Genomic DNA, 26,231 nt, shown 5'->3' on the forward strand with positions numbered 1-26,231 from the left:
AGTTTTAGGTTTACGAGTATAAACCGATCCGAAAATTAACAAAACCCCCGGAGAAGCCAATGGCTAACCCTTTACGCTGGACAATGTCGCAGGTCACCGAACTTTTTGAAAAACCATTGCTTGATTTGCTGTTTGAAGCGCAGCAGATCCATCGTCAGCATTTTGACCCACGCCAGGTGCAGGTCAGCACCCTGTTGTCGATTAAAACCGGCGCATGCCCGGAAGATTGCAAATATTGCCCGCAAAGCTCGCGTTATAAAACCGGGCTGGAGAGCGAGCGCCTGATGGAAGTGGAGCAGGTGCTGGATTCTGCCCGCAAGGCGAAGCTTGCCGGTTCTACCCGTTTCTGCATGGGCGCGGCGTGGAAAAACCCGCACGAGCGCGATATGCCTTACCTTGAACAAATGGTGCAGGGCGTGAAGGAGATGGGTCTGGAGGCCTGTATGACGCTCGGTACCTTGTCCGACACGCAGGCGCAGCGCCTGGCTTCGGCGGGGCTCGATTACTACAACCACAACCTGGACACCTCGCCAGAATTCTACGGCAATATCATCACCACCCGCAGCTATCAGGAACGCCTCGATACGCTGGATAAAGTGCGTGATGCCGGCATCAAAGTCTGTTCCGGCGGGATTGTTGGCCTTGGCGAAACGGTCACCGATCGCGCGGGGCTGCTGCTGCAACTGGCGAACCTGCCGACGCCGCCGGAAAGTGTACCCATCAACATGCTGGTGAAGGTGAAGGGCACGCCGCTGGCGGACAACGACGACGTTGATGCCTTTGATTTCATTCGCACTATCGCCGTGGCGCGCATCATGATGCCGACCTCGCACGTGCGACTGTCCGCCGGTCGCGAGCAGATGAACGAACAAACTCAGGCGATGTGCTTTATGGCCGGGGCCAACTCGATTTTCTACGGCTGCAAACTGCTGACGACGCCGAACCCGGAAGAAGATAAAGATCTGCAACTGTTCCGCAAGCTGGGCCTGAACCCGGAACAAACCACCGTTACTGCGGGCGATAACGAACAGCAGCAGCGTCTGGAGCAGGCGCTGATGACCCCGGATACCGAAACGTATTACAACGCGGCGGCGGTATGAGCTGGCAGCAACGCATCGATAGCGCTTTAGCACAACGGCGTGAGGCTGATGCTTTTCGTCGTCGTGTGCCGCTGGCTCAGGGCGCCGGGCGCTGGCTGGAGTGTGAAGGTCAACGCTATCGCAATTTTTCCAGTAACGACTATCTGGGGATGAGCCAGCATCCTAAGGTGATCCGCGCCTGGCAACAGGGCGCGGAACAGTACGGCACAGGCAGCGGCGGCTCGGGCCACGTCACCGGATTCAGTCATGCCCATCGCGAGCTGGAAGCAGAACTGGCCCAGTGGTTGGGCTACCCGCGCGCGCTGCTGTTTATGTCTGGTTTCGCCGCGAATCAGGCGGTGATCGCCGCGCTGATGAGTGATAAAGACAGGATCGTTGCCGATCGTTTAAGTCACGCCTCGCTGCTGGAAGCCGCAGCGTTAAGCCCGGCGGCGTTGCGCCGTTTTCAGCACAACGACAGCCTGCATCTGACGCGGTTGCTAAGCAGCCCCATTGAGGGGCAGCAACTGGTGGTCACCGAAGGTGTGTTTAGCATGGACGGCGATAGTGCGCCGTTGGCAAACGTCGCAGAGGTGACAACGCAAGCAGGCGCGTGGTTGATGGTGGATGACGCGCACGGTATCGGCGTGAAGGGCGAGCAGGGGCGGGGAAGTTGTTGGCAACAGGGCGTGCGCCCTGAGTTGCTGGTGGTGACTTTTGGTAAAGCCTTTGGCCTGAGCGGTGCGGCGGTGCTGTGTAGCGACTCGCTGGCCGATTATCTGCTGCAGTTTGCCCGTCATCTGATTTACAGCACCTCGATGCCCCCGGCGCAGGCCGTGGCGCTGCGGGCATCTCTTGAGGTGATTCGCAGCGGCGAGGGCGATGAGCGGCGGGAAGTCCTGGCGCAGCATATCGCCCGCTTTCGCGCGGGCGCGCAGGGGCTGGACTATCAGCTCACGCCATCGGAGAGCGCCATTCAGCCGCTGATTGTCGGGGAGAATGCGCGCACGTTGTCCCTGGCGCAAACGCTGCGTGAAAAAGGCTGTTGGGTGACGGCAATCCGCCCACCTACCGTACCCGCCGGAACCGCGCGTTTGCGCTTAACGCTGACGGCGGCGCATACGCGTGAAGATATCGATACTCTGCTGGAGGTGCTGCATGGCGTCCGTGAATAAACAGGCGGTGGCGGCGGCCTTTGGCCGGGCGGCAGCGCATTATCACCAGTTTAACGAACTTCAGCGCCAGAGCGCGGCGCATCTGCTCGAACAACTCCCGGTGCGGGCGTTTGCCCGTGTGCTGGACGCAGGCTGCGGCCCCGGTAGCTATAGCCGCTACTGGCGTGAGCGGGGGAGCGAAGTGACCGCGCTGGATCTCTCCGCTGATATGCTTGCGCAGGCGCGCCAGCAGCAGGCGGCACAGCACTACTTGCTGGCGGATATCGAAGCCATTCCCTTGCCTGATGCCGGGTTTGACCTGGTGTGGAGCAATCTTGCTGTGCAGTGGTGCAGCGATATCCGCATTGCGCTGGCCGAGCTTTATCGCCAGTTGCGCCCCGGTGGCGTGCTGGCCTTCACCACGCTGACCGCCGGATCGTTACCCGAGCTGAATCAGGCCTGGCAGGCCGTGGATGCGCATCCCCATGCGAACCGTTTTCTGCCGGAAGAGACGCTACGACAGGCGCAGGCGAGCTGGCCCCAGCACAGTAGCGCACGCTCGATGACTCTGCTGTTTCCCGATGCCCTGAGCGCGATGCGCTCTCTGAAGGGGATCGGCGCGACGCATCTGCATGAAGGTCGGGCGCGCGAGCCGTTAACCCGCAGCAAACTACAGCAGTTGCAACTGGCATGGCCAAAAATTCAGGGGCAATGCCCGCTGACCTACCATCTTTTTTCTGGAGTCATTACTCGTGATTGAACGTTATTTTGTTACCGGCACCGACACGGAAGTGGGGAAAACGGTGGCCAGCACGGCGCTGCTACAGGCCGCTCGGGCACTCGGATACCGGACAGCAGGCTACAAACCCGTCGCCTCTGGCAGTGACGAAACGCCTGATGGGCTGCGCAACAGTGATGCGCTGGCATTGCAGCGCAATAGCGTGCTGCCGCTGGCGTACGAGCGGGTGAACCCGTACACCTTTGCTGAACCCACGTCGCCACACATTATCAGCGAGGTGGAACAGCGCCCGATTGAGGCTGATGTGATGTCGGCGGGTCTTCGCACGCTGGAAGCGCAGGCGGATTGGGTGTTAGTGGAAGGGGCTGGTGGTTGGTATACGCCGCTGTCGCCCCATCTGACGTTCGCGGATTGGGTGCAACGCGAGCAGTTGCCGGTGATTCTGGTGGTCGGAATGAAACTGGGCTGCATCAACCATGCACTCCTGACCGTGCAGGCCGTTAAGCAGGCGGGCCTGCATCTGGCGGGCTGGATAGCCAACGATGTTGAGCAGCCAGGGAAGCGTCACCAGCCCTATCTGGCGACGCTGCAACGGATGATTGATGCGCCGATGCTGGGCGAAATTCCCTGGCTGGGCGCGACGCTGGTAGAGCACGACCTTGGACAGTATCTTGACCTCACAGCCCTGACTCAGGCGTCATCCACGCTTTAATCATCTGTTCATCCAACTGCGCCACACCGCCCTGGGCCACGTTTCTGCCGCGATGCAACAGGCAGAAACGGTCCGCCACGCGCTGAATAAACGGTAACTGCTGTTCCGCCAGCAATATCGTCAAGCCAATCTCCCGATTCAGGCGCAGGAGCAAATCCCCCAGCCGATGGATAAATGCGTGGCCCACGCCGCGTGTCGGCTCATCCAAAATCAGCAGCTGTGGCCGCGTGACCATTGCACAGGCTACAGCCAGTTGATAACGATCGTCCTCCGTGAGTGCGGAGCCCTTAAGTTGTCTGACAGCATACAGAGAGGGGAAGAGCGCGTAAATTTCCGGACTCACCGTTCCGCTGCTTTCACCCGCCGCCTTGAGGGCAATCAGCAAATTCTCTTCCACGCTAAGCTGCGAAAAAATACGTTTATCCTGAGGGACATAACCGATCCCAAGCGTGGTGCGCCGCACGGGTGAAAGGGGCATTAAATCGCAGGGGGGCGAACCGGTTTGTTGCCAAATCATGCTGCCGCTTTCAATGGGTTGATGGCCGGTAATACAGTTCACCAGCGTGGTCTTCCCCGTACCTGGAAGGCCGATTAAACAGGTGCATTCGCCGGAAGCCAGTTCGAGGTCGATGTTCCAGAGCGTGTGCTGGTTTCCGTAGAAATGATTGACTGCATGCAAACTCAACATCGTGTTCTCCTCAAGCCAAAGGACAGGGTCACGAAAGAAGATTGCAATTCTCTTGCCAGAACAGGTTTTCCTCAGCATAACGGCTGATTTTTAAGAATTAACTTAAGAAATAGAGGTGAAGCGGAGTAAGCGTGATGCACAGCACTGGCGCAAAAAACAGCGAGTGTTGAGCGAAAATTATACGAAAATGTGAGGGCTGTCACGCAGAAACCACATGATGATTTTCGCTGATAAAAATCAAAAATTAACGATAAAAAATTTTTACCCGCCGCTTTTGGGTCGATCGGCGAAAACGCCCGAGTGACAGGGGATAGGGGCTCCAGACACTTATCCACTATTCCTGTGGATAACCTTGTGTATTAGAGTTAGAAAACCTGCGGAAGGCGAGAGAATACGCGGCTTGCCAGTAAATTGATGCGAAACGCGGCTTTTCAATCTTTCCTTTTATTATCAGTAAGATGAATAAAAGCAATGGCAGAGGTTGGCGCGCGACTCACTGACATAAAAGTTTAATGACACATATTGACAAATGTTAAAACAGAAAAAGTTCTGGGGATAACCTCCTCAGGGCGTTTTTTTATCCTGCCAGAGCGCAAATTTCAGTCGCTACGCATGGATTCAGGACGGCGTAACAGTAATACCATAATGCGCTACTGTTTTTATATCCAGTGTTTTTTGTTGGCAAATTTAGCGCCGGGGAGTAGAATTAATCACCTGCCCGATCAACCCGCCACCAGGTAGCTTTGTTCATGAGTAAACCGTTCAAATTACATTCGGCCTTTCAACCCTCTGGCGACCAGCCTGATGCCATCGCGCGCCTGAAAGAAGGGCTGGAAGATGGTCTCGCGCATCAAACGCTATTGGGGGTAACCGGCTCGGGGAAAACCTTCACCGTGGCCAACGTCATTGCCGATCTCCAGCGCCCAACGATGGTGCTTGCGCCAAACAAAACGCTGGCGGCGCAGCTTTATGGTGAGATGAAAGAGTTTTTCCCCGAAAACGCCGTTGAGTTTTTCGTCTCCTACTACGATTACTATCAGCCGGAAGCCTACGTTCCCAGTTCAGATACCTTTATCGAGAAAGATGCCTCGGTAAACGAACACATTGAACAGATGCGTTTGTCGGCGACCAAAGCCTTGCTTGAGCGCCGCGATGTCATCGTGGTGGCTTCCGTGTCGGCAATTTACGGGTTGGGCGACCCGGATCTCTACCTCAAAATGATGCTGCATTTGACGGTCGGCATGATTATCGACCAGCGCGCCATTCTGCGCCGTCTGGCCGAGCTGCAATACGCGCGCAACGATCAGGCATTCCAGCGCGGTACCTTCCGTGTACGTGGCGAAGTCATCGACATCTTCCCGGCAGAATCAGACGACCTTGCGCTTCGCGTTGAACTGTTTGATGAAGAGGTCGAACGCCTGTCACTGTTTGACCCGCTGACCGGCCATGTTGAATCTACTATCCAGCGCTTCACGGTCTATCCAAAAACGCACTACGTTACCCCGCGTGAGCGCATCGTGCAGGCAATGGAAGAGATCAAAGACGAACTGGTTGAGCGTCGTAAGGTGCTGCTGGAAAACAACAAACTGCTCGAAGAGCAGCGGTTAAGTCAGCGCACGCAGTTTGACCTCGAAATGATGAATGAACTGGGCTACTGCTCGGGCATTGAAAACTACTCGCGCTACCTCTCTGGGCGTGGGCCGGGCGAGCCACCGCCAACGTTGTTTGACTACCTTCCGGCGGACGGCCTGCTGGTCATCGATGAATCCCACGTGACCATCCCGCAAATTGGCGGCATGTATCGCGGCGACCGGGCGCGTAAAGAGACGCTGGTGGAGTACGGTTTCCGTCTGCCGTCGGCCCTTGATAACCGCCCGCTAAAGTTTGAAGAATTTGAAGCCCTCGCGCCGCAAACGATTTACGTGTCTGCGACGCCGGGTAACTACGAGCTTGAGAAATCCGGCGACGAAGTTATCGATCAGGTGGTGCGTCCTACTGGTCTGCTTGATCCGGTCATTGAAGTGCGTCCGGTCGCGACCCAGGTCGATGATCTGCTGTCAGAAATTCGCCTGCGCTCCGCCATTAACGAGCGCGTACTGGTCACGACGCTGACCAAGCGGATGGCGGAAGATCTCACCGAGTATCTTGAAGAGCACGGTGAGCGGGTGCGCTATTTGCACTCGGACATCGATACCGTCGAACGTATGGAAATCATTCGCGATCTGCGTCTTGGCGAGTTCGATGTGCTGGTGGGCATCAACCTGCTGCGAGAAGGTCTCGATATGCCAGAAGTGTCGCTGGTGGCGATTCTGGATGCCGATAAAGAGGGCTTTCTGCGTTCCGAGCGTTCGCTTATCCAGACCATCGGTCGTGCTGCGCGTAACATCAACGGTAAGGCGATTCTGTACGGCGATAAAATCACGCCATCAATGGCGAAGGCTATTGGTGAAACCGAACGTCGTCGCGAGAAGCAGCAGCGCTACAACGAAGAGCACGGCATTGTTCCGCAGGGTCTGAACAAGAAAGTGGTCGATATTCTGGCGCTGGGTGAGGGGCTTGCGAAAACGAAAGGCAAAGGTCGCGGTAAGTCTCGTGGCAGCGCGCAAATTGTGGAAGCGGATCAGGTACTGACGCCGAAAGCATTGCAGCAGCAAATTCAGTCGCTGGAGGCGCAAATGTTGCAGCATGCGCAGAATCTGGAGTTTGAAGAAGCCGCCGAGATCCGCGATAAACTTCATCAACTACGTGAATTGTTTATCGCGGCGTCATAACCGCAAAAAATTGAGGCTGGCATCACACGAGTAAATGCCAGCCTTAATGTTCGCTTAATATCCAACATGGATAATTTCCTCATCAACAAGAGGATAGTTCCATGTCTAATCTAAATGTTCAGCAATCTCTGACTCTGTTATTTTCCGGCCTGATTGTCGTCGGTTTTCTCTGCCACTGGATTTTGACTTTCTAACTTCGGTTTCAGGTTCGCGGGCGTGAATGCAATCCATGCCCGCGTGCCGCTTCTCTCTTCCCGATTTTGCAAATAAAACGCCGCTTCGTGCAGTTGCGCAATTCGCGTGACAATACTTAACCCCAGCCCAATTCCGCCATAGCGGCTGTCCATTCGTACAAATGCCTGGCTCAGTTCGCCCACTTTAGATTCATCGATGCCAGGACCTTCATCCTCGACAATCAACATCGGTGTGGGAGATGCAGCAGCCGAAAGCGTAATGGATGAATGGGTTGGGCTGTAACGGTACGCGTTTTCGACCAGGTTACGCACCATCACCTTTATCAACGTGGCATCGCCGGCAACCGCGATATCGTGGACGTTTTCGCTTATCACCAGCGTTTGTTCGCGCCCTTTCAGCATCGATTCCAGCTCATCCTTCAGCGGCAAAATGACATCCGCCATTAACTCAACGCGCTGGTAGCTACCGGCAGAAAATGACTGGCCCACACGCGCGAGTTGCAGTAGCTGGGCTACGCTGTTAGTCATTTGATCCAGACGCTGAATCAGCGGTCCAACGTTAATGGCATGTGCTTTTTCAATGAGTTCCAGATGTAAGCGTAAACCCGCCAGAGGGGTGCGGAGTTCATGGGCCACATCGGCGGTGAATAATCGTTCGCGATCGAGTGTTTGCGTCAAACGCGCCACCAGTTGGTTGATGGCCGATGTCACGGCATCCACTTCCAGAACGGTTCTTTCCAGATGGATAGGTTGCAGATTATCCGGAGTACGCGCATCGAGCTCTTTTTGCAGGTCAGACAGCGGGCGGGTGATGCGTTTTACCGCCTTCATACACACAAACAGCGCCAGGCCGATAATCACCAGGCTTGGCACCAGCAAACTGGCAACCGCTTCGCGAACCTCGTGCTGAATATGTTTGGCGTTGTTGTGGCCCTTCAGGATGCTGGCAACCTCGAGGTCTATCTGCTCCTTGCTTTCATGCCAGAGCCAGAAAACGCTGATAACCTGAAAAACCACCAGAATGATACCGACGGTCAGTAAAAGCTGGTGGCGCATCGGCCATTTTCGGATTGCGGAAAGAGGCATAAGTTAATCTGTCACCTCGCTGTTTTCCAGCTGGTAGCCAAAGCCTCTGACTGTGCGAATACGTGATTTACCCACTTTATCGCGCAGGTTGTGAATATGCACTTCCAGCGTATTGGTCGACGGCTCGTTATCCCAGTTGTAAATATCGTTGTAGAGAATTTCGCGATGTACCGGGCTCCCGGCTTTCTGCATCAGACGCGAGAGCAGGGCAAACTCTTTTGGCGTCAGTTCCAGCGGTTGTTCATCCAGCCAGACCTGACGACGCGTTGTGTTAAGCCGTAAGTTCGCCACCGTGATTTCGTTTTCGCCCTGATTATAATGACGACGCAACAGCGCGCGGATTCGGGCGTTAAGCTCTTCCAGGGCAAAGGGTTTCACCAGGTAATCGTCCGCACCGGTGTCCAGGCCGCTGATACGATCGTCCAGGGTGTCTCGGGCAGTCAGAATCAACACCGGAAGGCTGCATTTTTCCTGACGAATACGTGAGAGAAAATGCAATCCATCTTCGTCTGGCAGGCCTAAATCCAGCACGATCAAACTATAGAGCCCGGATTGCAGGCTAAGCTCAGCCTGACGCGCGGTGGTTACGCCATCGCAGGCGTAACCTTCACTTTGCATCGCCAGAATTAAGCCCTGTAATAACAGCGCGTCATCTTCCACGACTAAAATTTTCATTTCATTATCCTCTGCACGTCTTGAGTATGTCATCAGTCGCGCGATATTCAGTGGTCTCTACGCCCAGTATACCCAACATCGTAGAGAAGAGATTATCCTGAGAATATTCATTTTGTGTCGATTCTTTTTTCAGACAGTCGTAATTCACGCCATAACGTTTCTGATAATCGTCGGACAGCCACAGCAGCATCGGGACATGTTTTTGGGTATCCGGCGCAATGGAATAGGGCAGCCCGTGCAGGTAAATGCCGTTTTCACCCAGTGATTCTCCGTGGTCTGACAGATAAACCAGGCTGGTGGTGAACTTATCCTGTTTGGATTGCAGTAATTTAATCGCTTTATCGACGATATAATCAACGTACAGCACGGTGTTATCGTACGTGTTTACCAGTTGCTCCTGAGAGCAGGACTGAATTTCGTTGGTGTCGCAGGTTGGCGTGAATTTACGAAATTCCTTTGGATAACGGTTGTAATAGGTTGGGCCATGGCTGCCAATGGTGTGTAACACAATCAGCCCATCGCCGTTTAATTTATCAATATAGTTGTCCAGGTCGTGAAATAGCACTTCATCATAACATTCGCCGTCAATACACTGGCCTGGCAGGTTCAGCACGTTCATGTTCTGATGCGGTACACGGTCGCATGCGCCTTTGCATCCACCGTCATTTTCATTCCACTGTACCTGTATACCTGCGCGCTGCACGATATCCAGCAGGCCTTCCTCATGATGTGCCAGTTGCTCGTCATAATGGGCGCGCGGCATATTGGAAAACATGCAGGGAACTGAAACGGCAGTGGCGGTACCGCAAGAGGTCGTTTTCGGGAAATAAACCACGTTGTCCTGTGCAAGCCGTGGGTTAGTTTCGCGCGAATAACCCCCGAGCGAGAAATCTTCACCGCGCGATGTTTCGCCGACAATAAGAATGGTCAGGTTTTTTCGCGGCCCGTTTTTCATCGCTTCTTTCTGTTTTGCATCTTCGCCAATGCGCACCAGCGGTAGGTTATCCATTTTATTATGGGCGTACCAGGAGTTGATTGCGGTGATGCTGTTGGAAGGATTTAATGACTTCACCAGCTCTTTATTGTTGCGGAACAGTGAGGCGTAATCTTTATAAAAGAAGGCCGCGACAATCACAATTAGTAAAACAGAAGCCAGCACCGAAGCGGCTCGCAACCCGACCTCACGCCATTTCCGTGTTGCCGGTTTTATTTTTATCCACCACGCAAGGGCGACGAAAAGCGCTGCGGTAAAAAGCAGTGTAAGAATCATCTTGCCCGACATCAGGGCATAACTTTCCGCCGGAGTGGTATCGAGAATATTGGTAATCATCGACCGGTCGATAATCACGCCGAAGGTCATAATGAAATATTGCGCCGATGCGCTGAGTAAAATAAACAGCGTCGTCAGCACTTTTTCCAGTCGCAGGAAGGAGGCCAGCGCAAGGCAAATCACCATCACCGAAAAGGCGACCAGCGGCATCGTGAAGAAGACCAGCGTGTTATGGACGGTATTTACGGGTAAAAGGGTCCAGGCCTGGCGATAAAAAGCAACATTCAGCGCCAGCGCAATATAGAGCGCAAAAAGCAGAATATAAGTTAAGCGGCTAACGGTGGGGCGATAGCGTAAATAGCGCAACATAGCGATCTTCCGGGATAAATGATGTTCGCTATGTTGCCGGGGAATTTTTAAGACAACCTTAAGATTTTAAGGAAAGCTAACCTAATGCCTGAATCGCTTTTTCCAGCGCGTCGCGCAATAGCTGACGATCGTGACGATAGCGAATATCGCTGGCTTCCAGCGGTTCCTGAATGACGACACGATCGCCAATATCAGTGGTATCGACTTTCGGCCCAACGACCACCGCATCAATTACCGGTTTCCCGACGTAATGTTCCAGAATGTCGAGTTTTTTCGCAAGCGTAAGGCTGGCTGCCGCCGGACTGAGCTCACGGCCTAAGTTACCGATATAGACCATTGGCGCAGGCGTACGACGCAGCGCCTGAGCCACATCGCTCAACAATAATGCGGGCAGCAGGCTGGTATAAAAACTGCCGGGGCCAATCAGGATGAGATCCGCTTCGCCAATCGCCTGCACCGCTTCACGCGTCGCACTAACTGAAGGCGAAAGCATCAGCTCCTGCGGCGGCAACGGCAGTTGATCAATATTCACTTCCCCATAGACTTCATGGCCTTCCTGGTCGATAGCCATTAAATCGACCGGTTGTTCAGACATTGGAATAAGTGATGCCTCTACTTTCAGTAGATTTCTTATTAAATTGATCGCCTCTAAAGGCCGCACACTCAGGTGGTCCAGCGCCTTTAACATCAGATTTCCGAGGTTATGACCGGAAAGTTCGCCATTGCCGCCAAAACGGTACTCAAACATGGCAGATGCTACGCTGGGTTCGGTGATCAACTGGTTGATGCAGTTTCGCATATCGCCCCAGGCGATGCCGCCTTCAGAGCGGCGAATACGTCCGGTTGAGCCACCGTTATCAGTGGTGGTGACAATACCGGTTAAACGAGAGCCGAGGGAGGAGAGTGAGGACATCACTCGTCCCAATCCATGTCCACCCCCAAGGGCGACGACGCGATCGAGATCGGCCAGAGTGCGATTGCGCATACAACTTCCTTATGTTGGTACATCTGCTTACATTAGCGTAACTACTCCCAAAAGACGATGCCGCACCCCAGGCAAAATGACGTATATCAATGCAAAAGCGTGATTTATGCGTATTCTGTAGGGAAAGTGCACGATCAGGTCGCTATATATCATTTTATATAGCGAAAGCGAAAATGGCGAAGTCGTCCATCTCGCGCTACTATCGGCATATCCCTTTCAGCAACATGGCTGAAAAACACTCTAGCCTCTGTGCCTAAGTCGAAAGATAAGGCGTTTTGGCCGTGATGCTCCAGGCTTTACAGAACATCACCAGGGCGAAGGAAGAAATGACCTCGCCTCCCGTATTTGGAAAGGTGTCTATGGCTTCACAACTGACTGATGCGTTCGCGCGCAGATTCTATTATCTGCGTTTGTCGATAACCGATGTATGCAACTTCCGTTGTACCTACTGTCTGCCCAACGGCTACAAGCCGGGCGAAGTCACCAACAATGGCTTTTTGTCGCTGGATGAAGTGCGGCGGGTTACCCGCGCCTTTTCCGCACTGGGTACGGAAAAAGTGCGTCTCACCGGCGGCGAGCCGAGCCTGCGTCGCGACTTTGTTGACATCATCGCAGCAGTAAGAGAAAACGCGGCCATCAAACAGATTGCCGTGACCACCAACGGTTACCGCATGGCGCGTGATGTTGCCGCCTGGCGGGAAGCGGGCCTTACGGCGCTGAACGTCAGCGTCGATAGCCTCGACGCGCGTCAGTTTCATGCGATTACCGGTCAGGACAAATTCCGCCAGGTGATGGACGGCATCGACGCCGCCTTCAGCGCGGGCTTTGAAAAGGTGAAGGTCAACACCGTGCTGATGCGCGATGTAAACCATCACCAGCTCGACACCTTTCTGGCGTGGATCAAACCGCGCCGCATTCAACTCCGATTTATCGAACTGATGGAAACCGGCGACGGCAGCGATTTGTTCCGCAAACACCATATCTCCGGGATGGTGCTGCGCGACCAACTGCTCAAACGCGGCTGGATACATCAGATCCGACAGCGCAGCGACGGCCCGGCGCAGGTCTTTTGTCACCCCGATTACGAAGGGGAAATCGGCTTAATCATGCCGTATGAAAAAGATTTTTGCGCCACCTGTAACCGTCTGCGCGTCTCTTCCGTGGGAAAACTGCATTTATGCCTTTTCGGCGACGGCGGTGTAGACCTTCGCGACCTGTTAGCGGCAGATGCCCAGCAGCAGGACCTCGAAGCACGCATTGCAGAAGCGTTAACCCATAAGAAGCAGACCCACTTCCTGCACCAGGGCAACACCGGGATCACCCAGAACCTGTCCTGGATTGGTGGATAATTCGTTTTCAAGGAGTGTTAAATGAGTCAGGCGAGCACTGAATTTTTCCCAACCCGTATCGCTATTCTTACTATTTCCAGCCGTCGCGGCGAAGAGGATGATACCTCCGGCCATTATCTGCGTGATTCCGCGCAGGAGGCGGGCCACACGGTTGTCGATAAAGCGATTGTGAAAGAGAATCGCTACGCCATTCGCGCAAAGGTCTCCGAGTGGATCGCGCGCGATGACGTGCAGGTGGTGTTAATCACCGGCGGCACCGGCCTGACCGATGGCGACCAGGCGCCGGAAGCGCTGCTTCCGCTGTTCGATCGTGAAATCGAAGGTTTCGGCGAAGTGTTCCGCATGCTCTCTTTTGAAGAGATTGGCACCGCCACGCTGCAATCCCGCGCCATTGCCGGGATGGCTAACCGGACACTGATTTTCGCCATGCCGGGCTCGACCAAAGCGTGTCGTACCGCGTGGGAAAATATTATTGCGGCGCAGCTCGATTCCCGCACCCGTCCTTGTAACTTCTACCCTCATCTGAAGAAATAAACGATGTCGCAACTGACCCATATCAATGCGGCGGGCGAAGCCCATATGGTGGATGTGTCCGCCAAGGCTGAAACCGTGCGCGAAGCCCGCGCGGAAGCGTTCGTCACCATGCTGCCGGAAACGTTATCGATGATTATCGACGGTAGCCATCACAAAGGCGACGTGTTCGCCACCGCCCGTATCGCAGGGATTCAGGCCGCTAAGCGCACCTGGGACCTGATCCCGCTCTGTCATCCGCTGATGCTCAGCAAAGTGGAAGTGAATCTTCAGGCCGAGCCTGAGCATAACCGCGTGCGTATTGAAACGCTGTGTCGTCTGACCGGGAAAACCGGCGTGGAGATGGAAGCGTTAACGGCGGCGTCGGTGGCGGCGCTGACGATTTACGATATGTGCAAAGCGGTGCAAAAAGATATGGTCATTGGCCCGGTGCGCCTGCTGGCGAAAAGCGGCGGCAAATCGGGCGATTTCAGGGTGGATAGCGATGATTAAGGTTCTGTTTTTTGCGCAGGTGCGCGAACTGGTCGGCACGGACGCGTTGCAGCTTCCGGCGGAGTTCGCCACGGTAGACGCTATTCGTCAGCATCTTGCGGCTCAGGAAGGGCGCTGGGCGCTGGCGCTGGAAGAGGGCAAACTGCTGGCGGCGGTCAATCAGACGCTGGTCAGTTTTGATACGCCCGTTGCTGATGGCGATGAAGTGGCATTTTTCCCGCCGGTAACAGGAGGTTGATGATGAGCGAAACGCGTATTCGCGTCGGCCACGAAACGTTTAACGTGGGCGACGAATATGTCTGGCTTGCCGAACGTGATGAAGATGGCGCAGTGGTGACGTTTACCGGCAAGGTGCGGAACCACAACCTTGGCGATAGCGTAAAAGCGCTGACCCTGGAGCATTACCCGGGCATGACCGAAAAAGCGCTGGCGGAGATCGTTGAGGAAGCGCGCGGCCGCTGGCCGCTGGGGCGCGTCACGGTCATTCACCGCATCGGCGAACTCTGGCCGGGCGACGAAATTGTTTTCGTCGGCGTTACCAGCGCGCACCGCAGCAGCGGTTTTGAAGCCACCGAGTTCATCATGGACTACCTGAAAACACGTGCGCCGTTCTGGAAACGAGAAGCCACACCGCAAGGCGACCGTTGGGTGGAAGCCCGCGACAGCGATAAGCAAGCGGCAGGGCGCTGGCATAGCGCCTGATGGCGCTGCGCTTATCAGACCTACAATACCAAATTTGATGGTTCCGTCTGCACAATGCCTGGTGGCATTTCGCTTATCAGGCCTACGACACCAGACCCGACGGTTTCGTCTGCATAATGCCTGATGGCGCTGCGCTTATCAGGCCTACAACACCAAGCCGGACGGTTTCGTCTGCACAATGCCTGATGGCGCTTCGCTTATCAGGCCTACGACACTAAATTCGATGGTTCCGTCTGCATAATGCCTGATGGCGCTGCGCTTATCAGACCTACAACACCAAATTCGACGGTTTCGTCTGCATAATGCCTGATGGCGCTTCGCTTATCAGGCCTACAACACCAGACTCGTAGGCCGGGTAAGGCGTAGCCGCCACCCGGCGGTTTCACCCGCACAATGCCGGATGACACAACACATACGTTTACTCTCCGTCGATGCACACCCGCAACATTTGCGATATCCTTGAGGTATTCCTTATATCATCAGGAGCTTCTCATGGACCGATTCCCTCGTTCTGATTCAATCGTACAGTCCCGTTCCGGGCTGCAAACGTATATGGCGCAAGTGTATGGCTGGATGACCTGCGGATTGCTGCTGACGGCGTTTATCGCATGGTATGCGGCGAATACCCCTGCGGTGATGATGTTTGTCTTCTCCAGCAAAATCACTTTCTTCGGCCTGATTATTGCGCAACTGGCGCTGGTCTTTGTGCTATCAGGTATGGTGCAGCGTCTGAGTGCAGGTGTCGCCACCACGCTGTTTATGCTCTATTCGGCGCTCACCGGGTTAACGCTTTCCAGTATTTTTATCGTTTATACCTACTCCTCCATCGCCAGTACCTTTGTGGTGAGCGGCGGGATGTTCGGCATCATGAGCCTGTACGGCTACACCACCAAACGCGACCTCAGCGGCTTGGGAAATATGCTGTTTATGGCGCTGATCGGCATCATTCTGGCGTCGGTGGTTAACTTCTGGCTGAAAAGCACCGCGCTGATGTGGGCGGTGACCTATATCGGTGTGGTGGTGTTCGTCGGCCTGACCGCGTATGACACACAGAAGTTGAAAAATATCGGCGAACAAATCGATGTGCGTGATACTTCAAGCCTGCGTAAAACCGCCATCCTCGGCGCGTTAACGCTGTATCTCGATTTCATCAACCTGTTCCTGATGCTGCTGCGGATATTTGGCAACCGCCGTTAACGGACAATCACGCAAAAATCCCGGACTGGTTCCGGGATTTTTTTCGGAATTTATAAAGGGGAATTACGCACGAATTAGCCAACAACGCAGCGTTGTGGCTGCCAGATTATGCCTGATAACAAGGATGTCTTCTAAAGGATCGCTGGCACATGAACACGTTCTCATCTATACGACTCAATCAGGTTCGCGCTGCGCCATCAAATATGATGATTCGCATCTGGTTTTCGAACGCGATTATGACGGGGTTGACGCCTGTTGTGGCGTGGCTGGCGATTATCTCTGGTGTACAAAACCTCGGCAGTCGATCAGGAATGTGTATGTTCAATCTTGTGCTTATCGTGCTGATTTCCTTCTGGGTTGATTCCAGGAGGGATAAATTCAGTACGTTTCTCACAAGTGCGATTGGCGTGGTGCTGATTGTTTTGGTGGGCACGACGTTATCGATGTTCTTTTCTATTCAGGGGATTGCCACTGTATTTGGCATTGTCAGCGTCATGTTTGCGCTTAATGCATTGATGAGCCTGTTTCTGGGGTGGAATCCTGGCTCCCGATGGTTGATATTGCTGATGGCGATAAGCGGGTCTATTCTCGCCGTCATAATTAACAGTTTGCTGGGCAGCTATTTCTCTGTATGGATCATGAGTATTCTGGCTGTACTGGTCTGGCCCCTGGCGGTTGGTTATAAATGCGATGTGTTAAGTGAACTCTCGCGTAAATTGTTCGCTGCCGAATTTTCTACAATGTCTCGCTGTATGGTGTTGGGCAGTGTCATTACCTATTTAAGTGCGCTGAGTCTTTTCTGCCAGGCTGTGATGTTCTTGCTTGAGGCGTTGTTTAGTTCGGTGTAGGGATGTGGGTATGGTGAAAATAATGTCATCATTAAATGACCTGGCGATGACAACAGTCGGTAAGAATTGCAATGCGAATAGATCTGGAAGTTTCTCACCCTCCAGCCTTCTCCTCATTCCTCTCCCGAATCCTTTTCGCCTGGCTCTCCAGCCCCAGATAACACACCAGCGCCAGCAGCAGCGGAATAAAGTAATACAGCACGCGCCACACCAGCAGCGCCGCAATTATTGTTCCGGAAGAGATTTCTTCACTGGCCAGTAGCGCGACAAAGACCGCTTCCAGCACGCCGATCCCCGCCGGAATATGCACAATCACCGCCACCACGCTGCTTACCAGCAGCACGCCGAGGACGAAGAAATAATCAACGGCCTGACCCATCAGCAGCCAGATGGTTGCGCCCATCGCCATCCAGTTCAGGCCGGAAATCGCCATCTGGGCGAGGGCGAACTTCCAGGTGGGCAGCACCAGCGTTTGACCTTTAACGGAATACTGGCGTTTTTTGGCGAATGCGCAAAATCCCAGATAAATCAGCACCGTCGCCAATAGCGCCGCGCCGAGCAGTCGAAGAGTCGTATCGTTGATGTACCAGTGTGCCGGCAGGTCGATTGCCCCCACGGTAAACATCACGCCTGCCAGTAATAAATAACCCAGCCAGTTGGTCGAGATACTCAGGGAAAAGATGCGGGTGATGGTGCCGGGTTTCAGGCCAAGCCGTGAGTACAGGCGATAGCGCATGCCAATGCCGCCAACCCAGGTGCTGAGCGTCAGGTTGAAGGCATAGCAGATAAACGACACCAGCATGACCTGGCGTTTTGCCAGCTTATGCCCGCACCAGACGCGCGCCAGCAAGTCGTAGCAGCCATACAGCAGGTAGTTAAATATCACCAGGCCTACCGCGCCCAGCAGCGCCAGACGGTTATAGTCGCGGATGACGTTCCACACTTCGTGCCAGTCAATTTTTCGCGCGTAAAGCACCAGCAGCACCGCAACGGCAACCAGAAATAGCCAGGTGAGCGCGCGTTTGGTCCACTTCCATTGTGACTTGCTCATCCATTTCATTGTCGGGCTCCGGAGTTCTCCGGCTCGACGCGGTCCTGCGTTTCCATTGCGGGCTGCGCGGGAGGAGGGACCTCCGCCAGTTTAGGTGTGTGCGCCGGTAGCCAACCGGCCATTGCCGGGAAATGGCGCAGGAAGTGGAACACCACCACACCAATTCCCAGATTTAACCAGCTGCGCTTAGGCACCATACTTTCGTCCACGCGCTGCGAATCACGGGTGATTAGCGTATTCAGATTGTCGCGTAAGGTCTGGTTAAACTGGCGATCGTGGATCATGAGATTGGCTTCAAGATTCAGCGACAAGCTCAATGGGTCGAGGTTGCTGGAGCCGACCGTCGCCCAGTGGTCGTCCATCAGGGCGACCTTACCGTGCAAGGGGCGGCGCTGGTACTCATAGATATGCACGCCGCTTTTCACCAGATAGCGATAGAGCAGCACCGCGCCCACTTTGACAATCGCCATATCCGGGTTGCCCTGAACCACCAGTTTCACCCGCACACCGCGTCGCGCCGCGCGTCGCATGGCATGCAGCAGACGATAGCCGGGGAAGAAGTAGGCGTTGGCGATGATCACCTCACGTTTGGCGGTCGCCAGCATCCGCAGGTAGTGACGTTCAATATCCGTACGGTGTTCGTCGTTGTCGCGCCACACCAACAGGGCTTGTGCCTCGCCTGGCGTGCGGTTCTCTTCTGCACGATGATGGCGGCGCCACCAACGGCGCAAAGGGGTGTTCTCGGGCAGATTCTCCAGCTCAAACTGCACGATGTCCTGTACCACCGGGCCTTCAACCTGTACCGCGTAATCCTGCTTGGCTTCCGGGCCATAGTCGGACATATGTTCGGCGGAATAGTTGATGCCGCCAATAAAGGCAATACGGGCATCGACCACCACGATTTTGCGGTGCATACGGCGAAAGAGATTGGTGCGCATCCCTAGCAGGCGTGGGCTGGGGTCGTAGTAGCGGAAAATAACGCCCGCTTCGGTCAGCTCATTGACGAAGTCGTCGCTCAAATCAGGGGAGCCGTAGCCATCCAGCAGCGCTTCTATCTGTACGCCGCGCTTCGCAGCACGCAGTAATACCGCATGCAGCTGTTTACCTACTGCATCTTCAAACCAGATAAACGTTTCAAGGATCACTTTACTCTGCGCACGATCGATGGCTTTGAAAACCGCAGGGTAGTACTGGTCGCCATTCTCCAGCAGGGTAATCTGGTTGCCTTCTCGCCAGGCGCATTTCATAGGTGGATCTCCGCGCTAAGGGGCGCATGGTCTGAAAGGTGTCGCCAGCCGCGCAGGGCAAGCTTGGTTGGCTGGCTGGCGTTAGCATTTTTCACATAGATGCGATCCAGGCGTAATAACGGCAAACTGACCGGGAAAGTGCGCGCCGGGCGGCCCCGGGCGCGGGTAAAAATCTCTTCCAGCCCGGCTTTTGCTTTTAATGGATGGTTAGCCTTCTGCCGCCAGTCGTTGAAATCACCGGCCACCAGCACCGGTTCGCCCTGCGGCAGCGCATTGACAAAATCGGCCAGCATCACAATTTGCGCCTGACGCTGTTTTTCGCCGAGGCCAAGATGCACGCAAATCACATGAATCGGCGTAGCAAGCTGCGGGGGGGCGATTCGGCAATAGAGTAATCCGCGCTTCTCGCTGTCGCCGATGGAAACATCGTGATTTTCAAAATGTTCGATAGGGTATCGTGAGAGCACCGCGTTGCCGTGATGCCCTTCCGGATAGACCGCATTTCGCCCATAGGCGTAATCGCTCCACATGGTGTCGGCGAGAAATTCGTAGTGGCTGGTATCCGGCCAGTTTTCGACGTGCAGCGGATGCACTTCATGCGCCCCCAGTACTTCCTGCAGGCAAACAATATCCGCGCCGACGGTGCGAACGGCGTCGCGAAGCTCCGGCAAAATAAAACGTCGGTTAAATGCCGTAAAGCCCTTATGGGTGTTAATTGTCAGTATTTTTACCGAAAAAGGCGTGCTGTTCGCGGACATTTGGCTCCCGTTATTTTTTTTATCCTGACTAAATAGTGTAGTCGGCGTCACAAAAAGATGCGGTGATACGGAATTTTCCGTAAAGTGGCGTACTCTGAATAGGCAAATAAAATCCTTCAGGAGAAGAAGCCATGAAGTGGCAACAACGCGTTCGTGTCGCAACAGGGTTAAGTTGCTGGCAGATTATGTTGCATTTGCTGGTTGTGGCGGTGCTGGTTATGGGCTGGATGGGCGGTGCATTAGTCCGCGTCGGCCTGGGCCTGTGTGTGCTCTACAGCGTAACGGTGATTCTGATGCTGGCATTACAGCGCCACCGTGAACAGCGCTGGCGTGATGTGGGCGATGTACTCGAAGAACTCACCACCACCTGGTATTTTGGCGCGGCAATTATCGCCTTATGGCTGCTGTCGCGAGTGTTACACAATAACTTCCTGCTGGCCCTTGCGGGGCTGGCGATCCTCGCCGGGCCAGCGTTGGTCTCTTTGTTAGTCAAAGAGAAAAAACGCAACTCAGGCGATCTTCCGGCGAAACATCGCGTACGCCACTGAGCCTGTCGTGGCCGCTATCACCAGTAGCGGCCACAAACTTCCCCACACAATCGTTAAGCTCGCGTCCTTCAGATAAATTTGCTTGGTGATATCCGTAAAGTGACGAATCGGGTTAATCCACGTCAGATTCTGCAACCAAACCGGCATGTTCTCCACGGGCGATACGTAACCCGACAGCAGAATCGCCGGCATCATAAAGACGAACACGCCGATAAACGCCTGCTGCTGGGTTTCGCACAGAGAGGAAATCAGCAGCCCAAAGCCTACCAGCGATAACCCATAGATAATCATAGTGAAGTAGAACAACGCCAGCGAACCGGCGAAGGGAATCTGATACGCCCAAATGCCGATACCCAGCACGATAGTGGCCTGGAAGGTCGCCACAATCAGCGCCGGAACCGCTTTGCCGATGAATATCTGCCAGGTCGCCAGCGGTGAAACCAGTAGCTGATCCAGCGTCCCCTGTTCACGCTCGCGAGCGACGGAGAGCGACGTTACGATCATCACCCCGATGGTGGTGATCATGGCGATCAGCGACGGCACCACAAACCATTTGTAGTCCAGATTCGGGTTATACCAGTTGCGCACCACCAGCTCGCTGTTGTTGGGTTTTGCCTGGCCGTCGGTTAACTCCTGCTGATAGTCTTTGACGATCTGTTGCAGGTAGTTGGCCGCGATTTGCGCGCTGTTAGAGTTTCGCCCGTCAAGAATCAACTGCATGGGCGCCTGCTGGAAGGTATCCAGATTACGCGAAAAATCCGCCGGAAAGCGCACCAGCAGCAGCGCTTTTTGAGTGTCGATGGTCGGTTGGATCTCCTGCGGGCTTTTCAGCAGCAGAATATGGGTGAACGCTTTGGCGCGGGCGAAACGTTGCGTCAGCTCCACCGCGTGCTTACCGTTATCCTCGTTATAGATAGCGATGGTGGCGTTGGTCACTTCCAGCGTCGCGGCAAAGGGGAAGAGGATCACCTGAATCAGCACCGGCAGAATCAAAATAGCGCGCGTCTGCGGCTCGCGCAGCAGCGATTGCAGCTCTTTGCGGATTAATGTCCATAAACGATAAAACATGGTGTCGTCCTCATGTCGGGTGGCGCTGCGCTCACCCGACCTACGAATCGTAATTGTGTAGGCCGGATAAGGCGTAGCCGCCATCCGGCGAAGTTTAATCCAGTCGACGTTTCGTTTTCAGCCATGTCAGGCCAATAAACATCACCGCCGAGGCAATCAGAAACAGGGTGTTAATCACCAGCACCACCGGGATATTACCGGCCAGGAACAGGCTTTGTAGCGTGCTCACGAAGTAACGGGCCGGGATGATATAGGTCACGATGCGAATTGCCGCCGGCATGCTGTCTATCTGGAAAATAAACCCGGACAGCATAATTGACGGCAGAAACGCGGCGTTCAGCGCCACCTGCGCGGCGTTAAACTGGTTGCGAGTAATAGTCGAAATTAACAACCCCATCCCCAGCGTGCTGAGTAAAAACAGGCTGGTAATGAAAAACAGTACCAGCAGCGAGCCGCGATAGGGCACGCCGAGAATAAACACCGAAACCAGCATACAAAGCAGCATCGCCAGCATGCCGAGGAAGTAGTAGGGAATCAGCTTACACAACAGCAGTTCAACGCGGGTCACTTCGGTTGAAAGTAGCGCTTCCATCGTACCGCGCTCCCATTCTCGCGCCACCACCAGCGACGTGAGGATCGCCCCAATTACCGTCATGATGATGGTTACCGCACCGGGAATGATAAAGTGCTGGCTGATGGCGGCCGGATTAAACCAGTAGCGGGTCTGGACATCAATGAGTGGTGTGAATGATTGCCCATTGTCTTCCGCACGCTGAGCCTGCCATAGTTGCCAAATCCCTTGCGTATAGCCTTGTACAAAGTTGGCGGTATTTGGCTCGCTGCCATCGGTAATGACCTGAATTGGCGCGGTTTCATTGTCGCGCGCCATCTGGCTGTCGAAATTCACCGGGATCACCACCAGGCCACGAATACGCCCGGCCTGCATCATCTCAACCAATTGCTGGCGATTATCGCTGATGGTGGCGTCAATATAGGGCGAGCCGGTCATAGCGTGGGTAAAATCAAGCGCCTCTTCACTCTGCTGTTCCAGCAAAATGCCTACCCGCAGCTTGCTGGAGTCGAGGTTGATGCCGTAGCCAAAGATAAACAGCAGCAGCAACGGAATGACTACTGCAATCAGCCAACTGCTGGGGTCGCGGATAATTTGTCGCGTTTCCTTCACGCACAGCGCACGTACGCGTCGCCAGGAAAGGGTGCTATTGCGCATCGGCGTGCTCCTTATCCCAGTTGTGGATTAAGGTGATAAAGGCCTGCTCCATGGTCGGGTCGCGTTGTTCATCGTCGGCGGCCTGCGCTTTCAGGTCATCCGGTGTGCCGCTGGCAATCAGTTTGCCACGATACACCAGGCCAATTCGGTCGCAATACTCGGCTTCATCCATAAAGTGCGTCGTCACCATCACGGTCACACCTTTTTCCACCATACTGTTGATGTGCAACCAGAATTCGCGTCGGGTTATCGGGTCAACGCCGGAGGTGGGTTCATCGAGGAACAGAATATCTGGTTCGTGCATCAGCGAGCAGGCGAGCGCCAGACGCTGCTTAAAGCCAAGGGGCAGAGAGTCGGTCGCATGGCTGGCGATGCTTTTCAGGCCGAAGGCTTCGCTCATGCGGGCGATTTTGTCATTCTGCGCTCGCCCGCGCAGGCCATAGACGCCGGAGAAAAAGCGCAGGTTCTGTTCCACGGTCAGGTTGCCGTAGAGCGAGAATTTTTGCGCCATATAACCTAAATGCTGACGCGCTTTACCAGAGCTGACTTTCAGGTCCATATCCAGTACCAGTGCTTTGCCCGATGTGGGTACCAGCAGGCCGCACATCATCTTAAAGGTGGTCGATTTACCCGCACCGTTAGGGCCGAGCAGGCCAAAAATTTCCCCACGTTTAACGGCAAAATCCACGTGGTCGGTGGCGGCAAAGTCGCCGAATTTTTTGGTAAGCTGTTTGGCCTCAATCACCGTCTCTTCCGGCGAACCCTCAACCGTATGTAGAATGGCGCCCAGCGGCGATTCCGAGGTTCCCGCACCGCCCAGCAGGTCGATAAAGGCATCCTCAAAGCGTGGCGTGGTTTCGTTAATCTCGATTTCTGGCATTTCCGGTGCGTGGCGAATATCGTCGGCGGTGGCCTCTTTTTTGAGGATCACCCGCACCGAGCGCCCCTGAATCATTCCATCGCTCACCTGGGGTAATTTCAGCGCGCGCTGTAACAGACGGCGGTTGTTTTCCGCCGGGCTGCTCATCAGGAAACTGCGTCCGGCCATGGTTTTGGTGAGCGCCGTCGGCTCGCCCTGATAGAGCAATTCGCCTTCGTTCATCAGCAGCACGTCGCGGCATTGCTCGGCTTCATCGAGGTAGGAGGTGCTCCACAAAATCAGCATCCCGTCACCCGCCAGTTCGTGCACCATCTGCCACAGTTCGCGGCGCGAGATGGGGTCAACGCCCACGCCCGGTTCATCGAGCAACAACACTTTCGGTTCGCCCACCAGCGTACAGGCGAGCCCCAGTTTTTGCTTCATCCCGCCGGAGAGCTTCCCCGCCAGCCGCCCGGTAAACGGCCCCAGCGCGGTGAACTCCAGCAGACGCGCGAAGGTTTTCTGTCGCGCGTCACCGGTAACGCTGCGCAGGTCGGCATAAAGATTGAGGTTCTCCATCACCGTTAAATCTTCGTACAGGCCAAATTTTTGCGGCATGTAGCCCAGCATGCTGTGCAGCTCGCTGTCGTTTTCGATAGGATCGAGCCCCAGAACAGAAGCCGTTCCTTCGTCGGGCTTCAGCAGGCCCGCCAGCATACGCATCAGGGTGGTTTTCCCCGCGCCGTCCGGCCCCACCAGCCCGGTAACATAACCAGAGTGGATGGTACAGTTCAGCGGCGCGACGGCGGGTTTATCCATACCGGCGAAGCGTTTCACCAGCCCGTCGAGCTGGATGATCTCTTCACTCATGGCGCGACTCATCGCTGAATTTCAGGGTGACAGGCATACCCTGACGTAGAGTATCGTCGGCATCAGTGACGATAATACGCAGGCGATAAACCAGGTCGGTACGCAGATCCGGTGTCTCAACGGTTTTCGGCGTAAATTCTGCGGTGGGCGATACGAAGCCGATTTTGCCGTGATACGGCTTATCCGGGCGACCGTCGGTATAGAGCAAAATTTCCCGTCCCGGCTGGGCCTGATTCAGATTCTTTTCGTCAACATAAGCGCGAACCCACACTGGGCGCGTCAGCGAAAGGGTGAGGGCGGTGCTGCCCGCATTGAGCATGCTGCCGGGTTCTACCGCGCGGGTAAGCAACGTGCCGTCCGACGGTGCCACCAGGGTGGTGTCGTGCAAGTCGAGCGTCGATTGCGCCAGCTGCGCCTGCGCCTGTTCAAGATTGGCTTTCGCCTGGGCAATTTCCTGCGGACGATTCCCGGCGCGGTACTGGCTCAGTTTATCCTGCGTCGATTTCAGCGTTGCCAGCGCCTGATCACGCGAGGAACGCGCATTTTCCAGATCGTTGGCGGAAATCGTGCGGCTTTTCCACAATCCTTGCTGACGCGCGTAAAAGTTCTGCGCGTAGTCATAGGCGGCCTGCGCCTGTTTCACGGCGGCGGCGGCCTGGGCAATCTCTTCAGCCCGATAACCCGCCATCATCAGGTCATATTGTGCCTGGGCGGTTGAGACGTTGGCTTTCGCCTGCATTAGCGCATTTTCATAGGGCGCTTTATCGAGCTGTCCCAGCGTTTGCCCGGCTTTAATGGCATCGCCTTCATCCACGGTTAATGACTGTAAACGGCCACCGACGCGGAAACTCATATTGACGGTGCGAATATCCACGTTGCCGTAGAGCGTCAGCCCGTTGTCCTGGCGGCTCTGATACCACCAGGTTCCGCTAATGGCGGCAACAATTAGCACCAGCACCAGTGCAATAATGACCGGTTTCTTCATTGTTTCAGGCTCCTTTGCGTTAGTCCCTGCAAAATGAAATCGATGTGGCAGCTCACCACCTGGAAAATCTGTTCCGCTTTCTCGTCATCAAAACGGGCCCATCCGGCGCGCAGTAAAATGGTCTCGCGTCCCAGACGGAACGCGAGGATTTCACCGAGCAGGGCGTGCGTGTGCAGGATGGTTTGCGTGTCGTGCGGATCGCGCCCGGTATAGGCGGCAATCAGATGCGTAAGATGCGTATGCATCGGCGCAATCACCCGATCGTGAATATGTTGATAGGCGGCGGTGGGCGAGAACTGTTCACGTGAAATAAACTTACTAAGGTTGACCGTATCGTCCTGGGTCAGCAGCAGAATCATGTTCTTGCAGGCACGCAAAATCAGTTCATGAATGGCGGTTTTATCGGGCTCCGGCTGGGCGAAAAGCGCCTCGGCGGCCTGCACGTGCGGGCGGAAGTTCTCGCCGATAAAATCAGCAATCCACTGGGCACAGGCGAGGTATAAGTCGTCCTTTGAGCCGAAGTAGTAGGTTATCGCCGCAATGTTCTGCCCGGCCTGCGCCGCGATATCGCGGGTGGTGGCATGCAGCCCATACTCGCCAAACTGAGCGAGTGCGGCGGCGATGAGCTGGCTTTTGGCCTGTTCGCCTTTGGTAGTGATGGGAGTCGTATTCATCGCGTTACAGAAAATTAATCAATCGATTGATTAACATTATGTCCGAATTTTGAGCTTGTCCAGTCACATACGCAAAAAACGGCGAAAACACAGAATATTCAC

At 54.8% G+C, this 26,231-nt stretch carries 26 protein-coding genes and 1 riboswitch; of the genes, 13 read left to right on the forward strand and 13 right to left on the reverse strand.

What is annotated here, in order from left to right; genetic code table 11:
- Positions 1–59: 59 nt before the first annotated feature.
- Genes bioB through bioD form a run of 4 tightly spaced genes read left to right on the forward strand, consistent with a single transcriptional unit; the run spans position 60 to position 3,684 of the window.
- The gene (gene bioB, locus AC1MKH_RS07420; RefSeq protein WP_276218283.1) at positions 60–1,100 is read left to right on the forward strand and encodes a biotin synthase BioB; all 1,041 of its coding nucleotides are present in this window, start codon (positions 60–62) and stop codon (positions 1,098–1,100) included.
- Positions 1,097–2,254, forward strand: coding sequence for an 8-amino-7-oxononanoate synthase (bioF, locus tag AC1MKH_RS07425; RefSeq protein WP_276218281.1), 1,158 nt, complete (start codon positions 1,097–1,099; stop codon positions 2,252–2,254). The genes bioB and bioF overlap by 4 nt, the downstream gene beginning before the upstream one ends.
- On the forward strand, positions 2,238–2,993 hold the full coding sequence (gene bioC / locus AC1MKH_RS07430) for a malonyl-ACP O-methyltransferase BioC (RefSeq protein ID WP_276218279.1): 756 nt from the start codon (positions 2,238–2,240) through the stop codon (positions 2,991–2,993). Before bioF ends, bioC begins: the two co-directional genes overlap by 17 nt.
- Positions 2,986–3,684, forward strand: a complete 699-nt coding sequence (gene bioD, locus AC1MKH_RS07435; protein WP_276218277.1) for a dethiobiotin synthase — start codon at positions 2,986–2,988, stop codon at positions 3,682–3,684. The genes bioC and bioD overlap by 8 nt, the downstream gene beginning before the upstream one ends.
- Here the strand turns inward: bioD and AC1MKH_RS07440 are convergent.
- Positions 3,650–4,372, reverse strand: coding sequence for an ABC transporter ATP-binding protein (locus AC1MKH_RS07440; RefSeq protein ID WP_276218275.1), 723 nt, complete (start codon positions 4,370–4,372; stop codon positions 3,650–3,652). The genes bioD and AC1MKH_RS07440 overlap by 35 nt on opposite strands.
- A 749-nt stretch (positions 4,373–5,121) precedes the next feature.
- Between AC1MKH_RS07440 and uvrB the strand changes: the two genes are divergently transcribed.
- Positions 5,122–7,143, forward strand: coding sequence for an excinuclease ABC subunit UvrB (gene uvrB / locus AC1MKH_RS07445; protein ID WP_276218273.1), 2,022 nt, complete (start codon positions 5,122–5,124; stop codon positions 7,141–7,143).
- A gap of 137 nt (positions 7,144–7,280) precedes the next feature.
- Here uvrB and pmrB read toward each other — a convergent pair whose 3' ends face one another.
- From pmrB to yvcK, 4 genes are all read right to left on the reverse strand, one after another.
- On the reverse strand, positions 7,281–8,423 hold the full coding sequence (gene pmrB / locus AC1MKH_RS07450; RefSeq protein ID WP_276218270.1) for a two-component system sensor histidine kinase PmrB: 1,143 nt from the start codon (positions 8,421–8,423) through the stop codon (positions 7,281–7,283).
- A 3-nt stretch (positions 8,424–8,426) separates the two neighbouring features.
- The gene (pmrA, locus tag AC1MKH_RS07455) at positions 8,427–9,098 is read right to left on the reverse strand and encodes a two-component system response regulator PmrA (protein WP_231828095.1); all 672 of its coding nucleotides are present in this window, start codon (positions 9,096–9,098) and stop codon (positions 8,427–8,429) included.
- Positions 9,099–9,102: 4 nt separating this feature from the next.
- Positions 9,103–10,737: a phosphoethanolamine transferase EptA gene (gene eptA, locus AC1MKH_RS07460; protein ID WP_276218267.1), complete on the reverse strand. Its 1,635-nt coding sequence runs from the start codon at positions 10,735–10,737 to the stop codon at positions 9,103–9,105.
- Positions 10,738–10,813: 76 nt separating this feature from the next.
- Positions 10,814–11,722 (reverse strand): uridine diphosphate-N-acetylglucosamine-binding protein YvcK, encoded by a 909-nt coding sequence (gene yvcK / locus AC1MKH_RS07465; protein ID WP_276218265.1) that lies wholly within the window; start codon positions 11,720–11,722, stop codon positions 10,814–10,816.
- 224 nt (positions 11,723–11,946) lie between these two features.
- Positions 11,947–12,094: riboswitch (molybdenum cofactor riboswitch) on the forward strand.
- On the opposite strand from yvcK, the gene moaA reads away from it, so the two are divergent.
- The 7 genes from moaA (at position 12,082) to AC1MKH_RS07500 (ending at position 16,841) form a co-directional block, all read left to right on the forward strand.
- Positions 12,082–13,071, forward strand: a complete 990-nt coding sequence (gene moaA, locus AC1MKH_RS07470) for a GTP 3',8-cyclase MoaA (protein WP_276218263.1) — start codon at positions 12,082–12,084, stop codon at positions 13,069–13,071. It overlaps the preceding riboswitch by 13 nt.
- A gap of 21 nt (positions 13,072–13,092) precedes the next feature.
- The gene (gene moaB / locus AC1MKH_RS07475) at positions 13,093–13,605 is read left to right on the forward strand and encodes a molybdenum cofactor biosynthesis protein B (protein ID WP_015965256.1); all 513 of its coding nucleotides are present in this window, start codon (positions 13,093–13,095) and stop codon (positions 13,603–13,605) included.
- 3 nt (positions 13,606–13,608) lie between these two features.
- The gene (gene moaC, locus AC1MKH_RS07480) at positions 13,609–14,094 is read left to right on the forward strand and encodes a cyclic pyranopterin monophosphate synthase MoaC (RefSeq protein WP_015965255.1); all 486 of its coding nucleotides are present in this window, start codon (positions 13,609–13,611) and stop codon (positions 14,092–14,094) included.
- A complete protein-coding gene (gene moaD / locus AC1MKH_RS07485; RefSeq protein WP_276218260.1) occupies positions 14,087–14,332 on the forward strand; it encodes a molybdopterin synthase sulfur carrier subunit in 246 nt (81 codons plus the stop codon). Before moaC ends, moaD begins: the two co-directional genes overlap by 8 nt.
- 2 nt (positions 14,333–14,334) lie before the next feature.
- Complete coding sequence (gene moaE / locus AC1MKH_RS07490; protein ID WP_276218612.1) at positions 14,335–14,796, forward strand: molybdopterin synthase catalytic subunit MoaE; 462 nt, start codon at positions 14,335–14,337, stop codon at positions 14,794–14,796.
- Between the two features lie 492 nt (positions 14,797–15,288).
- A complete protein-coding gene (locus AC1MKH_RS07495; protein ID WP_327621801.1) occupies positions 15,289–15,993 on the forward strand; it encodes a Bax inhibitor-1/YccA family protein in 705 nt (234 codons plus the stop codon).
- A 149-nt stretch (positions 15,994–16,142) separates the two neighbouring features.
- Entirely contained in the window at positions 16,143–16,841 is a 699-nt protein-coding gene (locus tag AC1MKH_RS07500) for a Bax inhibitor 1 family protein (protein WP_276218257.1), read from the forward strand.
- A gap of 94 nt (positions 16,842–16,935) precedes the next feature.
- On the opposite strand, the gene AC1MKH_RS07505 is transcribed toward AC1MKH_RS07500, so the two are convergent.
- Genes AC1MKH_RS07505 through AC1MKH_RS07515 form a run of 3 tightly spaced genes read right to left on the reverse strand, consistent with a single transcriptional unit; the run spans position 16,936 to position 19,897 of the window.
- Positions 16,936–17,892: a lysylphosphatidylglycerol synthase transmembrane domain-containing protein gene (locus AC1MKH_RS07505; RefSeq protein WP_276218255.1), complete on the reverse strand. Its 957-nt coding sequence runs from the start codon at positions 17,890–17,892 to the stop codon at positions 16,936–16,938.
- A gap of 5 nt (positions 17,893–17,897) precedes the next feature.
- Positions 17,898–19,139 (reverse strand): cardiolipin synthase ClsB, encoded by a 1,242-nt coding sequence (clsB, locus tag AC1MKH_RS07510; RefSeq protein WP_276218253.1) that lies wholly within the window; start codon positions 19,137–19,139, stop codon positions 17,898–17,900.
- On the reverse strand, positions 19,136–19,897 hold the full coding sequence (locus AC1MKH_RS07515) for an endonuclease/exonuclease/phosphatase family protein (protein ID WP_276218250.1): 762 nt from the start codon (positions 19,895–19,897) through the stop codon (positions 19,136–19,138). Before AC1MKH_RS07515 ends, clsB begins: the two co-directional genes overlap by 4 nt.
- 131 nt (positions 19,898–20,028) lie before the next feature.
- Between AC1MKH_RS07515 and AC1MKH_RS07520 the strand changes: the two genes are divergently transcribed.
- Positions 20,029–20,445, forward strand: a complete 417-nt coding sequence (locus AC1MKH_RS07520; RefSeq protein ID WP_015965245.1) for a YbhQ family protein — start codon at positions 20,029–20,031, stop codon at positions 20,443–20,445.
- Here the strand turns inward: AC1MKH_RS07520 and AC1MKH_RS07525 are convergent.
- The 5 genes from AC1MKH_RS07525 to cecR all read right to left on the reverse strand — a co-directional run bounded on the left by AC1MKH_RS07525 (position 20,407) and on the right by cecR (position 26,129).
- The gene (locus tag AC1MKH_RS07525) at positions 20,407–21,513 is read right to left on the reverse strand and encodes an ABC transporter permease (protein WP_149464490.1); all 1,107 of its coding nucleotides are present in this window, start codon (positions 21,511–21,513) and stop codon (positions 20,407–20,409) included. The genes AC1MKH_RS07520 and AC1MKH_RS07525 overlap by 39 nt on opposite strands.
- A gap of 94 nt (positions 21,514–21,607) precedes the next feature.
- Positions 21,608–22,741 (reverse strand): ABC transporter permease, encoded by a 1,134-nt coding sequence (locus tag AC1MKH_RS07530; protein WP_276218245.1) that lies wholly within the window; start codon positions 22,739–22,741, stop codon positions 21,608–21,610.
- Complete coding sequence (locus tag AC1MKH_RS07535; RefSeq protein WP_276218243.1) at positions 22,731–24,470, reverse strand: ATP-binding cassette domain-containing protein; 1,740 nt, start codon at positions 24,468–24,470, stop codon at positions 22,731–22,733. Before AC1MKH_RS07535 ends, AC1MKH_RS07530 begins: the two co-directional genes overlap by 11 nt.
- Positions 24,463–25,455 (reverse strand): secretion protein HlyD, encoded by a 993-nt coding sequence (gene hlyD / locus AC1MKH_RS07540; RefSeq protein ID WP_276218242.1) that lies wholly within the window; start codon positions 25,453–25,455, stop codon positions 24,463–24,465. The genes AC1MKH_RS07535 and hlyD overlap by 8 nt, the downstream gene beginning before the upstream one ends.
- Entirely contained in the window at positions 25,452–26,129 is a 678-nt protein-coding gene (cecR, locus tag AC1MKH_RS07545) for a transcriptional regulator CecR (protein WP_276218240.1), read from the reverse strand. The genes hlyD and cecR overlap by 4 nt, the downstream gene beginning before the upstream one ends.
- Positions 26,130–26,231 lie beyond the last annotated feature (102 nt).

This window comes from Pseudocitrobacter sp. CD920760 (genome assembly GCF_057782505.1).

Coding starts and splice junctions, on each gene's coding strand:
- bioB (WP_276218283.1), top strand. CDS start 60: ATGGCTAACCCTTTACGCTGGACAATGTCGCAGGTCACCGAACTTTTT.
- bioF (WP_276218281.1), top strand. CDS start 1,097: ATGAGCTGGCAGCAACGCATCGATAGCGCTTTAGCACAACGGCGTGAG.
- bioC (WP_276218279.1), top strand. CDS start 2,238: ATGGCGTCCGTGAATAAACAGGCGGTGGCGGCGGCCTTTGGCCGGGCG.
- AC1MKH_RS07440 (WP_276218275.1), bottom strand. CDS start 4,372: ATGTTGAGTTTGCATGCAGTCAATCATTTCTACGGAAACCAGCACACG.
- uvrB (WP_276218273.1), top strand. CDS start 5,122: ATGAGTAAACCGTTCAAATTACATTCGGCCTTTCAACCCTCTGGCGAC.
- pmrB (WP_276218270.1), bottom strand. CDS start 8,423: ATGCCTCTTTCCGCAATCCGAAAATGGCCGATGCGCCACCAGCTTTTA.
- pmrA (WP_231828095.1), bottom strand. CDS start 9,098: ATGAAAATTTTAGTCGTGGAAGATGACGCGCTGTTATTACAGGGCTTA.
- eptA (WP_276218267.1), bottom strand. CDS start 10,737: ATGTTGCGCTATTTACGCTATCGCCCCACCGTTAGCCGCTTAACTTAT.
- yvcK (WP_276218265.1), bottom strand. CDS start 11,722: ATGCGCAATCGCACTCTGGCCGATCTCGATCGCGTCGTCGCCCTTGGG.
- moaA (WP_276218263.1), top strand. CDS start 12,082: ATGGCTTCACAACTGACTGATGCGTTCGCGCGCAGATTCTATTATCTG.
- moaB (WP_015965256.1), top strand. CDS start 13,093: ATGAGTCAGGCGAGCACTGAATTTTTCCCAACCCGTATCGCTATTCTT.
- moaC (WP_015965255.1), top strand. CDS start 13,609: ATGTCGCAACTGACCCATATCAATGCGGCGGGCGAAGCCCATATGGTG.
- moaD (WP_276218260.1), top strand. CDS start 14,087: ATGATTAAGGTTCTGTTTTTTGCGCAGGTGCGCGAACTGGTCGGCACG.
- moaE (WP_276218612.1), top strand. CDS start 14,335: ATGAGCGAAACGCGTATTCGCGTCGGCCACGAAACGTTTAACGTGGGC.
- AC1MKH_RS07495 (WP_327621801.1), top strand. CDS start 15,289: ATGGACCGATTCCCTCGTTCTGATTCAATCGTACAGTCCCGTTCCGGG.
- AC1MKH_RS07500 (WP_276218257.1), top strand. CDS start 16,143: ATGAACACGTTCTCATCTATACGACTCAATCAGGTTCGCGCTGCGCCA.
- AC1MKH_RS07505 (WP_276218255.1), bottom strand. CDS start 17,892: ATGAGCAAGTCACAATGGAAGTGGACCAAACGCGCGCTCACCTGGCTA.
- clsB (WP_276218253.1), bottom strand. CDS start 19,139: ATGAAATGCGCCTGGCGAGAAGGCAACCAGATTACCCTGCTGGAGAAT.
- AC1MKH_RS07515 (WP_276218250.1), bottom strand. CDS start 19,897: ATGTCCGCGAACAGCACGCCTTTTTCGGTAAAAATACTGACAATTAAC.
- AC1MKH_RS07520 (WP_015965245.1), top strand. CDS start 20,029: ATGAAGTGGCAACAACGCGTTCGTGTCGCAACAGGGTTAAGTTGCTGG.
- AC1MKH_RS07525 (WP_149464490.1), bottom strand. CDS start 21,513: ATGTTTTATCGTTTATGGACATTAATCCGCAAAGAGCTGCAATCGCTG.
- AC1MKH_RS07530 (WP_276218245.1), bottom strand. CDS start 22,741: ATGCGCAATAGCACCCTTTCCTGGCGACGCGTACGTGCGCTGTGCGTG.
- AC1MKH_RS07535 (WP_276218243.1), bottom strand. CDS start 24,470: ATGAGTGAAGAGATCATCCAGCTCGACGGGCTGGTGAAACGCTTCGCC.
- hlyD (WP_276218242.1), bottom strand. CDS start 25,455: ATGAAGAAACCGGTCATTATTGCACTGGTGCTGGTGCTAATTGTTGCC.
- cecR (WP_276218240.1), bottom strand. CDS start 26,129: ATGAATACGACTCCCATCACTACCAAAGGCGAACAGGCCAAAAGCCAG.